A 13,280-nucleotide genomic window follows, 5' to 3' on the forward strand; every position below is an offset into this window, starting at 1 on the left:
TTAAAAATATATCAACATCAAATAAATACACTATTTACTCTTATCTTTACAATAAATCACAGCTATGAAACTATTTAACTTCCAAAACAATAAAAAAGAAAAACAAGATCACCTTCCTACTGAGGAGATGCTTTTAATGGATGAGTTAATTAATCAGATCACTACGTTAGACTATGCTGTATTAGTAGATGAAGCTACTCAGATTATCATCGTTAATGATCAATTATTAATAGAGTTCAGAATCATCAGAAATCCTGATTATGCAAAAGAACTAATGCACCTCATGATTAATACTGCTCACCCTACTCATTTTCCTGACGGTATTATGGAAAGCATCGCTGGGATAGGCGAAACGGTACAAGACAGAATAGCGTCTGTAATAGAGAACTATATCACTTCTACCTTTAAACCCATAGCAGAGAGCCTTACAGATACTCATTCTCCAGAATATGATTTTACTAGTGACGACGTGTTATGGCATCCTGCATTAAGTGACTTACGTATTCAAGGTTCTTTTAACAGAGAGCTAAGTGGTGATGAATTATATTTACTATTAGCTTCTAAACTTGAGTCTATGTTATCTAGAAATCAGAAGTTTCATTGGCTAAAAATGTATATATCAAAACAACAGTCAGGAGAAATAATAGGTGACTGCCTCTTAGATAACGAACCTTGGGATGAAGGATTAGATATATTAGCTGACTATATCAGTACATTCCCTGTAGAAAGCACATTTATAGGCATCAAACAATTCGCAGTGTTTAGACGATGTGATAAGTATGATTAATACAAAAATTAAATATCACAAATAAGCCCATACTCTTACTAGATTATGGGCTTATTTATTATTTATGTCATCATCACTTATACAGCTACTTCATCAGGTAAATGACCTATAATCTCTTTCAGCATCTTATCACCTTTGACAGTTGTGATAATAAGATGATCTCCTTCAAAGTCAATACTATTACAATACTATTACAATACTTAAACACATAGTATATGACACCAATAATAAAGAAAGGTAATACAACTAATAAAAACCACTCTACTGTATCTGGTATTTTATTAGTAAGAGTTAATATCATACTAACCATAACACCGATACCTCCAAACCATACTAACTCACAAACCATACTAACTCAACTAATACAAATACTATCAAATGGTTATATGGTCTTTTCATATTTTTTTACAAAAATATGAAACGCATAAACTCTTTCTCTATGAATATATAAATAGTACCATAACTAATCTGATTATTACCACCAATACCTAGGGTACTTTCTCAGTTTGCTAATATTGTTAAATAACAAGGCTATTACTGTGATAATAACAGATCCTGCCAATACAGGATTAACAATAAAAGACCAACTCACTCCTCCTAGTATAATGACTAAAGGATCTGCACCTGCTGGTGGATGTGTAGTCTTAGTCACCAGCATTAAGCCTATCGCTGCACCTACCCCTATCGCTAGAGAATACCACTCTGTCCCTAAAAAAGTAAGACACAGTAGTCCTACTATACTCGCTAACAGATGGCCTCCTATGATATTACGAGGCTGAGCTAAAGGACTATCAGGTACTCCAAATGCCAATACACAAGTCGCTCCAAAGGGAGCCATGATTAAAGGCATTTCTAATTCTTTAGTCATAAAAGCTATCACACCTATCGCTAACATACCTCCTATCCCAGAGTATATAGAATGCTTAGAAGTAGCTGATTGTGGACTAGTCTCTGTTGTTTTAAACTTTGCTATATATCGTTTCATTTAGATTAAATCTTGTTTTAGTAATTCTATTGTTTTCTTTACGCAGGCTGAGTTCTGATAGACTTGACTCTCTGTCAGCCCTGCCTCAAACAGCATATATAACATAAAAGCTCTATTCTGATCTGTCACCAATGCCTTAAAATACGCTTGTAATTCTGTCTTATGCAGATGGATGACTTCATAAATTTTTCCTTTATGCTCAGGTAGCTCTGACAGCATATTAAGAAATGCACATCCTCTATACCCCTCCTTCTCATTCATCTCTATAATATAGGTAAACGCTGCTATGATACGTTCCTTAACTGTACGCATCTTTTCTACAGCTGCTGTCAATCCCATAAACCAATAGTCATGTCTAGCTTTTAGATAGGCTACAGCTAGATCATCTTTCGTTTTATAATGGTCATAAAAGCTAGATTTGGCCACTTTCGCTTCTTCTATCACAGCATTGATCCCTGTGCTATTGTATCCATATTGGTGAAAGAGTAAAGTAGCAGCCTCTAATACTCTCTCTTTAGGTGATTTATTCTTCATGAAGCAAATATATAAATAAAAACAGACAAGTCTGTCTTTTTTGCCTTTTTGATTGATCATATTTTGGTTGAGAGAAGTCATTTGTGACCATTTTAGGCCATTTATGTCCATTTTTTCCCTTCTCCCAAAAAAACAAATTCATAATTCAAAACTTTGTAAAGAGAACAAGCAAAAATAATAACAGAATAGAAGCTGCTTTTACATTTGACTTCTGCTTGTATTCTAGTAGGGTTTCACTTGAGTTGAGTCCGTAGTAAGTCCGCTATAACTGCGTAGTGCCTCCGTTAAATCAAACAAAAAAACGGAGACGTATCTCAAGTAGTACTCACATAATAATAAATCAACCAAATCAACAGTCAAAGAAGACTAATATGAAAGTAAAGTATAACCAATAAATTATAAAAATTATGGCAAAAATAGATGTGCATGGGAGACCTCAAGGAAAGTACTTAAACTCTGTATTCAGAGTAGTAGATGGTAAAGTAATCATGCAAGGTAAACCCTCTAAACAAAAACAAACCCAAAATACAAAGCAAGCGGCTACAGATTTTGGCACTGTACAGAAATGCAATAGACAGCTCAGACACCTTATCCAACTGGCTATGAATAACAATCATTGTAAAAAAATGCACCTTAGACTGAACACGCTTGCATTAGCACAGCTACGTAATAATGAATTATTCCCATTAGGTCAACGCACTTACTTTAATACTGATCTAAGCGGGATGGTAGGTTTTGACTTTAATACGAATACTCCTTTTGTAGAGTATTGTACCCTACCTATCGCTTTTCAGAAGTTAGATAGTCAAAAAACACGTATTAGCATAGATACCTCTACTATCAATGACTATTTTAACTTTGAGCATAATACGTCTGAGATCAAAGTAGAGTTATTTATACAGCATCATCAACTTAACTATCAAGAAATCCACAAAACAGAAAGTATTTCCTTCACTGTCAAAAAAGGAGAAATCCTCTCTGCTAAAGAGTGGATCATACAGAATACGTTAGAGAGCAGTATTACCCTTGTCGTAGGACAGCTCTGGTATCTAAAGCAGACCTTAACTGGTCAATACATTATGATTAATAATCGGGAATTCCATCCTAGTAGTATTCTCTATCTAGATAATGGCCTTTAAAACACAATGAAAAACCCAGTAGATAAAGGTAGAGAATCACTGATATTCTCTACCTTTATCTTTTTAACTGTAAGTGTATGGGATGGTTTTCGAATAAAAGTAAATTTCCAAAAGAGAATAAGGATAGAGGAATCGTAAAAATAACAGATAACAAAATTATTATCACCAATAGGTCTTATGAAAGTGAAGATGAAATAATCCTTATCCCTAAAATAGAATACATTTATCTAGAGACCTCTGACTATAGTGAGCCAAGTATGTTTATCTATCAAGATAGACAGTACTACATCCCTGGTGATTATGTAGGTACAGAAAAACTATGGCTATACTTAGCCGAACAGTTTCATTTCGATATCAACTTAGTGATTCAACACCTCAACGATAAAACAAATAATATACATAAGCTATACAGAACTACCTACAAACAGAATTATAAACTAACGAATACATCTCATAATGATTATCTCGAGGGCTATGAAATTCTAGCCCCTACCCCAATATTTATACCTTGGAACACGACTAAAGAAGAATTATTAGCACAGGAGTATATTTATTCGGATGGATTCTATGCAGAAACAACTTCTCCTGTACGCATTGGCAATATGATTATAGATAACTTAGGTACCTATATAGATGATGTACGTGCTGATGTAGCTCCTACGAGTTACTATGCTAAATGCTATGCTACAGATGGATCTGACACTAGCTTATACCAACTAAAAGAGACTCTAGAACACGATCTAGGTGCTACTGCTAACTATACGTTTTATGATGAACACCACTTGTTTTTCTATGCAGAATCTGACCATATCACATTTGAACTAAACTATACTATAGATGATCCTGAGTTTAGAACTGTAGCATATAGCTTCACTTCACTGAATATCAATACTAAATATGATTATCCCGACCTATTATCAGATGACATATATACACCGAAACTAGTATTATCAGCTACTTATGTTTTTAACTACTCTCTTAGTGCTCCAAGTAATTACCTAAGGAATGAAAGAATCAAAAGTACTCCTGATATTGTAAAATTACAAAGTAAAAACAATCCTGTTATATGGATAGATAAGCCGAATAATATTATAGGGTTTGGGGATAAAGTCTTTGCTATTACGTTTAATAGAGAAGAAATAGATTCTCTTACACTCTGGAATACCCTACCTGCTAAAGGTGGAGGATTCTGCATATTATCTGTAAATTTAAAAGAGGGTAATGCTGTCACTGTCTTTGAAGGAGCACACGATACGATTAAGCATGACTTAGAAGATTTAGAACAATTCTTAGATTTACAAATTAGCTTTTATGAAGATTATAATTGTTGATTTTACAGATTAGACACCATTATTTCATTAAAATTTCTTAGTTTAGAAGAAACTAACTCCTCTTACTATGGGATTTATATCAAGACTATTTGGGAAAAGAGAAAACACCCCCATCTCTGCTAATACATCGACAGTACCTAGTGTATATATTGACCTATCAGAGGAACAAAAAAACGCACTGAAACAGTCTATACTTCCTTTAAGAACAGGACAGCTGTATATGCACTATTGGGAGGAGGATTTATCAGCCGAAGACTATGATAATGTAGACTGGGCTCATAGGGTAGTTCACTTTTGGGAAGCAGAAGAAGTATTTGAAAAGAAATCACTACCACTCCCGTTTTTAGATCTAGAAGAGATGTATTTCTTATTTAAAGGAGACTTGACTAATATAGAATTTGAGATTGGAAAAGCACTTCCTTGGTCTGGTTTTCCAGGAGGCGCCACGAAATATACTACCTATCTCAATGAACAACGAATCTCTATACCCCAACTATCTACCTACGGAAATATAGATTATATAGAACACATCCACCTTAACGAACACAACTTAGATATACTCACTGAGAGCAATGACCACCTGTTGCTCCTCGATGAAAGAATAGTTCAATACAATAAAGGTGAGTTTCTATTAGACAATGCTATTATACCAATAGATGTAGCGTATAGTATAGGTGGACTGCATTTAGTTAGAAAGCTTATTAAATAAATGATTAGGTTTAGCCTATTTTAGAAATAAACATAAAAAAGACGACTCTTTCGAATCGTCTTCCTCATATTATTATAATTCTACTTATATAAAATAAGCAGCTACTACTCCTAATATTATAGCAATAAGCTTATTGATATTAAATGAATGTCCTTCGTTACTCTCAAAGATAATAGTCGATGAGATATGGAATAAAATACCTACTACTATAGCAGATATCTCTGCGTAATACTGAGTTAAGAACTCCACATTACTAGAAACTAATGTTCCTAATGGTGTCATCAGAGAGAAGACAACCATAAAGAAGAACACTACCTTCTTATTCATATTCGCATTTATAAAAAAGGCGGTCAATATCACTGCTATTGGCAAGTGATGTATCGCTATACCCCAAGCTAACTCTTCATGCTGGCTAACTGGCATTCCCTCAAATAAGGCATGGATACACAAACTGATAAATAAAAGCCAAGGTACCTTGTCTAATTTATCATGGGTATGTACATGACCATGCTCTGCCCCTTTAGAGAAAAACTCTAATATAATCTGGAAAACAATTCCGATCATAATAAAGAAACCAATATTACCAGAACTGTGGTCATGTCCGTGATCATGACTGTGTCCCGCATGCTCTGCTAAAGATGCTGCTTCACTAGCTGCATACACATCAGGTAACAAATGGGTAACTGTCAATGCTAATAGGAATGATCCACTAAAGGCCATTAGCAACTTTAAATTCTTTTTGTTTTTGGGCTGTAATAACACTGCTATTAGATACCCTGCAATAACTGATAATAAAGGTATAATATAAACCATTGGCTTATTTGAAAATCATAATTAATCGATCTGATTCTTTTTTATAAAACTTGCGTAACTTATAATCACCAAAAACATCTAGAAGATAAATTTCTTTCTCATTCATCATAGCTTCAAAATCTTCTAACCTTAACGCTTTAACACGTTCTACATATTCGTGATGTTCTCCATCTGCATCAAAGACTATCTCTTTGATTATAAACCCATCTTCATATTTTCTAGTAATATGGAAGTCAATACCGTCTACTGTTTTAACCTCAGAAGGCACTAAATTAGCAATTACTTTATCAACATTCATAAAGTCAATTACAGCTAATCCGTATTCGTTTACACTCTTATGTATAGCATCTAATGTACGCATATTATCAGCTGGATCAGGAAAATATCCGAAACTAGTAAATAAATTAAAGATTGCATCATACTTCTCTGTAGAAGGCTCTCTCATATCACGCACTTCAAAATGAAGTGTATCTGTAGCATACTTGCTAGCTTCTTCTATACTATTAGGCGACAGATCTACTCCAGTAACATCATAACCTAAAGAATTTAAATATATAGAATGTCTTCCTTTGCCACAAGCTAAATCTAACACTTTTGCCCCTTCTTCTAAATTTAAATAATGAGTTAAATTATCAATTAACACTTGTGCTTCTTCGTAATCCCTATCTTTGTATAAAGTATGGTAATAAGGGGTGTCAAACCACGACTTATACCAATCTTTGTTCTCTTTTGACATACTTTTATTTTAAAACTTTTTAATTAGCCTGCAAATTTACTTTATTTTTGCGGATTAAACCTAGGATATATCACAGACATATCAGGATTTTATAACTAGTTAAAATAGTCTTAAAATAATGATATAATGCAGTAAATTATAGCGTTTTTATCAAATGTAGTATATTAGTTTAAAGCAGAATAGTCAATTATTCCTTATATAAGAAGAAAGATGGAAAATTTTAAAATGGTAGCTAAGACCTTCTTCGGTTTTGAAGAAGTATTAGCAAAAGAATTACAATTATTAGGTGCATTAAATGTACAACAGGGTACTAGAATGGTAAGTTTTAAAGGAGATAAAGGTTTTATGTATAAAGCCAATCTATCTCTGCGTACAGCTTTAAAAATCTTAAAACCTATTGCTACTTTTGCAGTATATAATGAAGCAAACTTATATAAAGGAGTTCAAAGTATTGACTGGAGTGAGTATCTAACAGCTAATCAGTCCTTCGTAATAGATGCTACAGTATTCTCTGATAATTTTAACAACTCTCAATTCGTTGCGTTGAAAGCAAAGGACGCTATCGTAGATCAGTTTAGAAATAAAAGTGGAGTACGCCCAAGTATAGATAAAGATTATCCAGACTTAAGAATTAATGTTCACTTACAACAAGATCTTTGTACAATATCACTAGATTCGTCGGGAGCTTCTCTACACCACCGTGGATATAGAACAGCTACTAATATAGCTCCTATCAATGAAGTATTAGCAGCAGGAATGTTATTAATGTCTGGATGGGATGGTAGAAGCGATTTTATGGATCCAATGTGTGGTTCTGGTACAATTTTAACTGAAGCAGCTATGATTGCATGTAATATTCCTGCAAATATCAATAGAAAAGAATTTGCTTTTGAAAGATGGAATGATTGGGATGCAGATCTTTTTGACAAGGTACAAGAGTCTCTACTAAAAAGAATACGCGAGTTCCATTATACAATAAAAGGATACGATAAGGCACCTTCTGCAGTATTAAAAGCGATAGATAACGTAAGAAATGCTAACTTAGACGAATATATCGAGATAAAAACTGCGAACTTCTTCGATACTCAAAAAGAGACAGAAGGCCCACTACATATGGTATTCAATCCTCCTTATGGAGAACGTTTAGACATAAATCTAGAACGTTTTTACAGAGAGGTAGGTGATACATTAAAACAAGGGTATCCTGGTACAGAAGCTTGGTTTATCACAGGTAATGTAGAAGCTTTAAAATTCGTAGGCTTAAGACCTTCTAGAAAAATTAAATTATACAATGGAAAACTAGAAGCTCGATTAGTAAAATACGAATTATACGAAGGAAGTAAAAAAGGAAAATATATTAATAAAAATGATTAAACCATGAGTGTATCTACTAAAACCATCCTCTTACAGTTTGTGAGTTTTGCTGTACTATTCATTTTATGTCGTTTAGCATTCTCTACTTTTACAGCATTAAGTGGTTTCTGGTTGCCACTGACAAGTGCTGTAACCGCTACAATCTTAGCTCCTCAATTTAAAGTATTCAAAACTGATAAAGGAGACAAAATATGTATGCGTTGGATATTCTTAAAAGGTGTGAAAATTTTAAACTAATAAAAGAGCAAAAAGATAAATAAGCTCTATTTTACCTTTTAATTACACAGATTTACTCTATTATTGATAAAAGAGTTTCATCTTACAAAAAAGACATTTTTTGGCTTTTATACTAGTTATAAATGCACTACATTTGTCACATATCCCTTTAAAAATTTAAATACTAAAAGCCAATTGCTCATAATTAAATGAACAATTGGCTTTTTTTCTTTATCTAAAAATATAACTCACTATTTATCAGTTAATATAGATAATAACTCTGCATCCACATATCTACCCTTCTCAAAAAAGTAATCTCTAAGAACACCTTCTGTTTTCATCCCATTCTTCTGTAAAACACGACGAGAAGCATTGTGCGCAGGATCAATAAAAGCTTCTATACGATGTAAATCTAATGTATCGAAGCCAAACTCTATCATTAAAGCTACTGCTTCACTAGCTATTCCTTTTCCCCAGTAAGCAGGAGTTACTTCATATCCGATCTCTGCTCTACTGTTCTCTGGCGATAAACTATGAAATCCACATGTTCCTATTAGTTCATCATTCCCCTTTAAAGTTATAGCCCATCGAAGACCTTGTCCATTTGTCGTTCTAGTATTCCATATTTTGATTAATTCTTCCGCTTGGTCTACAGTTGTAAACGTTGCTAAATCGTAGTACTGTGTTACTTCATCTTTAGAGAAATAATGAAATACCTGAGGAGCATCACCTACTCTTAATTCTCTTAACACAAGTCTATCACTTTTTATGATTGGAGTTTCTTTTATTATTTTCATCTTTTTACTTTTTACAAATTACTACAATTTAATTTAGACTATCATAGTTACTTTATACAAACACCATTGATATAAGCTATCTTATTTACAACACTTCTAAGGTTCATTTTGAGAAATAATTAACTGTTTTACTTTTTATTCAACTACTTATGCTCTATTTTTGAGTTCTAACCTATTAACTATAACTATTATGAATAGAAGAGCATTTCTTCAAAATACCAGTATGGCTGGTATAGGTGCATTAATCGTACCTACTTCTTTATTTAGCTTTTCCAACAACACTAAAAAAGTACGTATCGGGATGATTGCTGTTGGGCTGAGAGGGCAAGTGCATTTAGATGAATTACTAAAAAGAGAGGATGTAGAAGTGATCGCAATGGCTGATCCTGATGACAGAATGATTAAACGCGCTCAAAAAATCGTAGATAAACACAATAAGAAACAACCTATCGTATATGACAAAGGAGATTATGACTATCAAAATCTTCTAAAACGCAATGATATAGATGCTGTGATCATTTCTTCTCCTTGGGAATGGCATGAAAGACAAGGTACAGAAGCTATGCGTGCAGGCAAAATAGTGGGTATGGAAGTATGCGGAGCGATGACTCTAAAGGAGTGTTGGAATTATGTGAATGTGTATGAAGAAACAAAAGTACCTCTGATGATGCTAGAGAATGTATGTTATCGTCGTGATATTATGGCTGTCTTCAATATGGTCAAAAAAGGTAAGTTTGGGGAATTAATCCACGGTACTGGAGGTTATCAGCACGACCTTAGAAATGTCTTATTTAACGATGGAGTACAACCTTATGGTGGAGGTGTAGAATTTGGTGAGAAAGGATTTAGTGAAGCGAAATGGAGAACAGATCACTATGTCAATAGAAATGGAGAGTTATACCCTACGCATGGTGTAGGCCCTTTAGCTGCTATGTTTAATATCAATAGAGGAAATAGAATCACTCATCTTACTTCTATGGCATCTAAAGCGAGAGGACTACATCAATACATCGTAGAGAATGGTGGTCAAGATCACCCAAATGCAAAAGTAAACTTCAAACAAGGAGATATCGTCACTACAACGCTTAAATGTGAGAATGGAGAGACAATGGTACTTACTCATGATACTTCGCTACAACGTCCCTATAATTTAGGTTTTAAAGTACAGGGTACTGATGGTATCTGGCAAGAGATAAGTTCTGGTGGATTAGACAAAGGATTTATCTACTTCGAAAAAGAGATGAATCATTCTCATCAATGGGCTAATTCTAAGGATTACTTAGAACAATATGATCATCCACTGTGGAAAAATAATGAGGCTAAAGCTGTAGGAGCAGGTCATGGTGGTATGGATTACTTTATGATTAATGCTTTTGTGGAAAGTATCAAAAGAAATATAGAATTCCCTTTTGATATTTATGATTTGGCTACTTGGTATGCTGTGACGCCTCTAAGCGAAAAGTCTATAGCAGCACATGGTCAAGTACAAGAGATGCCTGACTTTACTAAAGGCAAGTATGTAAATAGAGAGACAGTATTTGGTTCTAATAGTGAATACTAATTGATAAAAAAATCCCTGTTATGTATAACAGGGATTTTTTTCCTTTATTTTAAGTGCTCTGAGATAAAGCCCATCATACATTTATAAAAAGCAATACTGTTCTCTTCTTTTGCAAAGCCATGCCCTTCATCATATTTTACCATATAAGGTACTTCAAAACCACGCGCTCTTAGTGCTTCTACAATTTGATCAGACTCTGCTATTTTTACCCTAGGGTCATTTGCTCCTTGAACAACAAAAAGAGGCTTGTTGATTTTATGTAATTGATAGACAGGAGATACTTCACGAGCAATCTCTCTTTCTTGTTCATTATCTAAATCATACCATATCTCTTTAACCATATCTTTATAAGGCTTCCAATATTCTGGGAATGACTCAAAGAATGTGAAAATACTAGATACACCAACATAATCTACTCCACAAGTGTAAAGCTCAGGAGTTTTCACTAATCCCATCAGTGTAGCATATCCCCCATGGCTAGCACCATAAATAGCAATCTTAGAAGCATCTACCCATCCTTGTTCAATAACGTATTGTACACCATCTTCTACATCATCCATTACTTTTCGTCCGATTTGTTTAAAACCAGATGTAAAGAATTCTTTCCCATAACCTCCTGATATACGGAAGTTAACCTGTAGCGTAGCATATCCTCTACTTGCAAATAATTGTGTCTCTGGATTAAAGCCCCAACTGTCTCTAATACCTTGTGGTCCTCCATGCGGGTTCACTATTAAAGGGACTTTACTTCCTTCTTTAGCAGATTTAGGTAATGTAATATATCCGTGTAGTTTAATCCCATCACGACTCATAAACGAAATAGGTAACATCTCTGCCATATCCTCTTCTTTTAATTGAGGCATTAAATCGTAAAGCAGAGTAATATCACCTGTAGCTTTATCATAGTTATAATACTTACCATAAAGCTTATCACTCTGTACTATTATTAAATAACGGTCTTCTTTTTCTGTCTTAGCGGCTATAGAGTACTCATATTCTCCAAAATGTCTGTCTAAATCAGCACTAATCTTTTTAAAAGTCTCACTTACTGGCTCTATCACAACTTTCTCGCCTTCGTACCCAAGATAGTCAATCTCCCAATTTCTATTACGAGATAATCCAATAATAGACGCATCATATTCTGCATTGGCATATACTTCTTTAACTACCGACTTTGTTCTAAAATTATAAAGTACAATGCGTTGTTTATCAGAATCTAAATTAGTCAAAACATAAGCTTCATCTTTATCTGTAGACGCATAATTAAACGCCATAAGCGAGAATGTATCTGACCAATTTATAGTATGAAATAATTGGTAAGTTGTTTCTCCTTCTGCTTTGTAAAAATACTGTGTTTGTATTCCATTATACATCTTAGAATACCCTCTAAGATTACCATCTTTATCAAAATCATAATCAGAAACAGGATTAGATGGATCATCATTTGTAAACAACTTGACATATTCACCTGTATTGATATTAATCTTATAAGGCTCAAATATTTGAGCATTTTCTAGATTCATTGTTATGATAATATAATCTTTTTGTTCTTTAAGCATATTCAGAATGCCTGCTTGAACCTTTTCGAATGGGGTTAAATCCATATTATTAGTACCATCGACATTCACAGCATAGATATGGTAGTTCTCATCTCCTCCATTATCCATTACATACGCTAAACGATCATCATTAATCCATCCATACCCTCTTACTAACTGTTCTCCTTCTTCTATTACACGGATGATATTACCTGTCTCAATCTCTTTTACATAGACATGGCGTTTATTCTTCTCGTCTTTCTCTCTATAGGACAAATACTTCCCATTAGGTGAGAGTTGAAATCCAGATGATGTAGGACGTTGAAAATAATCTTCTACTTTATACTTATACTCCCCTTGTTCTTTATTAGCTAAGACCATTAATTCATCTTCCGTAGATACTAATGAAGGATTTCCTGGTAGAGTAATCACTGTTTTTTCAAAAACGATAGGTAATTCTTGCTCCATTTGACTCATCTTTCCTTCTATTCTATCTTCTATATAATGACCCACAAAGCTCATTCCAATAGCTGATAGAGAGAAACTTAAATCGGATTCTTTATAAACTATATTGGTAGCTGCAATTCCCATCGCTCCTTGACTCGGAAGGTCTAAAGTCACATCATCTATTTTTTTAATATGCAGTACTAGGTCTAGTTTCATTTCTCCTAAGTCTAAGACAGCTTTATAATCTCCTATAATTTCTTTCATAATCCTATTTTTCTTTTCTATTTGCACTCCCTTTCTAGTTGAGAGCTTT

The 13,280-nt window shown here is 33.8% G+C and carries 13 protein-coding genes; 7 read left to right on the forward strand and 6 right to left on the reverse strand.

All coding sequences use genetic code 11. The features are described 5' to 3' along the window. Window positions 1-64: 64 nt before the first annotated feature. Window positions 65-787 carry a DUF6348 family protein gene (locus tag AABL85_RS07395; RefSeq protein WP_341309663.1) on the forward strand — a complete coding sequence of 241 codons (723 nt, stop codon included), beginning with the start codon at window positions 65-67 and terminating at the stop codon, window positions 785-787. Window positions 788-1,262: 475 nt separating this feature from the next. Here AABL85_RS07395 and AABL85_RS07400 read toward each other — a convergent pair whose 3' ends face one another. Then, complete coding sequence (locus AABL85_RS07400) at window positions 1,263-1,772, reverse strand: HPP family protein (protein ID WP_341309664.1); 510 nt, start codon at window positions 1,770-1,772, stop codon at window positions 1,263-1,265. Next, on the reverse strand, window positions 1,773-2,306 hold the full coding sequence (locus AABL85_RS07405; RefSeq protein WP_341309665.1) for a TetR/AcrR family transcriptional regulator: 534 nt from the start codon (window positions 2,304-2,306) through the stop codon (window positions 1,773-1,775). Between the two features lie 407 nt (window positions 2,307-2,713). Here AABL85_RS07405 and AABL85_RS07410 point away from each other — a divergent pair, with 407 nt between their 5' ends. The 3 genes from AABL85_RS07410 (at window position 2,714) to AABL85_RS07420 (ending at window position 5,485) form a co-directional block, all read left to right on the forward strand. Further along, window positions 2,714-3,445, forward strand: coding sequence for a hypothetical protein (locus tag AABL85_RS07410; RefSeq protein ID WP_341309666.1), 732 nt, complete (start codon window positions 2,714-2,716; stop codon window positions 3,443-3,445). A gap of 77 nt (window positions 3,446-3,522) precedes the next feature. After that, window positions 3,523-4,776: a hypothetical protein gene (locus AABL85_RS07415; protein ID WP_341309667.1), complete on the forward strand. Its 1,254-nt coding sequence runs from the start codon at window positions 3,523-3,525 to the stop codon at window positions 4,774-4,776. A 67-nt stretch (window positions 4,777-4,843) separates the two neighbouring features. Then, window positions 4,844-5,485: a hypothetical protein gene (locus AABL85_RS07420; protein ID WP_341309668.1), complete on the forward strand. Its 642-nt coding sequence runs from the start codon at window positions 4,844-4,846 to the stop codon at window positions 5,483-5,485. Window positions 5,486-5,569: 84 nt separating this feature from the next. Here AABL85_RS07420 and AABL85_RS07425 read toward each other — a convergent pair whose 3' ends face one another. After that, window positions 5,570-6,298 carry a ZIP family metal transporter gene (locus tag AABL85_RS07425; protein WP_286415850.1) on the reverse strand — a complete coding sequence of 243 codons (729 nt, stop codon included), beginning with the start codon at window positions 6,296-6,298 and terminating at the stop codon, window positions 5,570-5,572. 4 nt (window positions 6,299-6,302) lie between these two features. Continuing rightward, window positions 6,303-7,034, reverse strand: a complete 732-nt coding sequence (locus AABL85_RS07430) for a class I SAM-dependent methyltransferase (RefSeq protein WP_286415851.1) — start codon at window positions 7,032-7,034, stop codon at window positions 6,303-6,305. Window positions 7,035-7,259: 225 nt separating this feature from the next. Here AABL85_RS07430 and AABL85_RS07435 point away from each other — a divergent pair, with 225 nt between their 5' ends. Together AABL85_RS07435 and AABL85_RS07440 are read left to right on the forward strand one after the other, a co-directional pair. Further along, the gene (locus AABL85_RS07435; protein ID WP_341309723.1) at window positions 7,260-8,408 is read left to right on the forward strand and encodes a THUMP domain-containing class I SAM-dependent RNA methyltransferase; all 1,149 of its coding nucleotides are present in this window, start codon (window positions 7,260-7,262) and stop codon (window positions 8,406-8,408) included. Window positions 8,409-8,411: 3 nt separating this feature from the next. Beyond that, a complete protein-coding gene (locus tag AABL85_RS07440) occupies window positions 8,412-8,645 on the forward strand; it encodes a hypothetical protein (protein ID WP_286415852.1) in 234 nt (77 codons plus the stop codon). 230 nt (window positions 8,646-8,875) lie between these two features. On the opposite strand, the gene AABL85_RS07445 is transcribed toward AABL85_RS07440, so the two are convergent. After that, window positions 8,876-9,421 carry a GNAT family N-acetyltransferase gene (locus tag AABL85_RS07445; RefSeq protein ID WP_341309669.1) on the reverse strand — a complete coding sequence of 182 codons (546 nt, stop codon included), beginning with the start codon at window positions 9,419-9,421 and terminating at the stop codon, window positions 8,876-8,878. 190 nt (window positions 9,422-9,611) lie between these two features. On the opposite strand from AABL85_RS07445, the gene AABL85_RS07450 reads away from it, so the two are divergent. Continuing rightward, entirely contained in the window at window positions 9,612-10,982 is a 1,371-nt protein-coding gene (locus AABL85_RS07450; protein WP_341309670.1) for a Gfo/Idh/MocA family protein, read from the forward strand. A 44-nt stretch (window positions 10,983-11,026) separates the two neighbouring features. Here AABL85_RS07450 and AABL85_RS07455 read toward each other — a convergent pair whose 3' ends face one another. Further along, the gene (locus AABL85_RS07455; protein ID WP_341309671.1) at window positions 11,027-13,231 is read right to left on the reverse strand and encodes a S9 family peptidase; all 2,205 of its coding nucleotides are present in this window, start codon (window positions 13,229-13,231) and stop codon (window positions 11,027-11,029) included. Between the last annotated feature and the right edge of the window lie 49 nt (window positions 13,232-13,280).

This window comes from Myroides odoratimimus (genome assembly GCF_038039805.1).
Lineage (GTDB): Bacteria > Bacteroidota > Bacteroidia > Flavobacteriales > Flavobacteriaceae > Flavobacterium > Flavobacterium odoratimimum_B.

Bases quoted from the DNA above. Each gene is read 5' to 3' on its own strand.
- AABL85_RS07420 (WP_341309668.1), top strand. From the start codon at position 4,844: ATGGGATTTATATCAAGACTATTTGGGAAAAGAGAAAACACCCCCATC.
- AABL85_RS07450 (WP_341309670.1), top strand. From the start codon at position 9,612: ATGAATAGAAGAGCATTTCTTCAAAATACCAGTATGGCTGGTATAGGT.
- AABL85_RS07425 (WP_286415850.1), bottom strand. From the start codon at position 6,298: ATGGTTTATATTATACCTTTATTATCAGTTATTGCAGGGTATCTAATA.
- AABL85_RS07400 (WP_341309664.1), bottom strand. From the start codon at position 1,772: ATGAAACGATATATAGCAAAGTTTAAAACAACAGAGACTAGTCCACAA.
- AABL85_RS07440 (WP_286415852.1), top strand. From the start codon at position 8,412: ATGAGTGTATCTACTAAAACCATCCTCTTACAGTTTGTGAGTTTTGCT.
- AABL85_RS07410 (WP_341309666.1), top strand. From the start codon at position 2,714: ATGGCAAAAATAGATGTGCATGGGAGACCTCAAGGAAAGTACTTAAAC.
- AABL85_RS07445 (WP_341309669.1), bottom strand. From the start codon at position 9,421: ATGAAAATAATAAAAGAAACTCCAATCATAAAAAGTGATAGACTTGTG.
- AABL85_RS07455 (WP_341309671.1), bottom strand. From the start codon at position 13,231: ATGAAAGAAATTATAGGAGATTATAAAGCTGTCTTAGACTTAGGAGAA.
- AABL85_RS07415 (WP_341309667.1), top strand. From the start codon at position 3,523: ATGGGATGGTTTTCGAATAAAAGTAAATTTCCAAAAGAGAATAAGGAT.
- AABL85_RS07405 (WP_341309665.1), bottom strand. From the start codon at position 2,306: ATGAAGAATAAATCACCTAAAGAGAGAGTATTAGAGGCTGCTACTTTA.
- AABL85_RS07395 (WP_341309663.1), top strand. From the start codon at position 65: ATGAAACTATTTAACTTCCAAAACAATAAAAAAGAAAAACAAGATCAC.
- AABL85_RS07430 (WP_286415851.1), bottom strand. From the start codon at position 7,034: ATGTCAAAAGAGAACAAAGATTGGTATAAGTCGTGGTTTGACACCCCT.
- AABL85_RS07435 (WP_341309723.1), top strand. From the start codon at position 7,260: ATGGTAGCTAAGACCTTCTTCGGTTTTGAAGAAGTATTAGCAAAAGAA.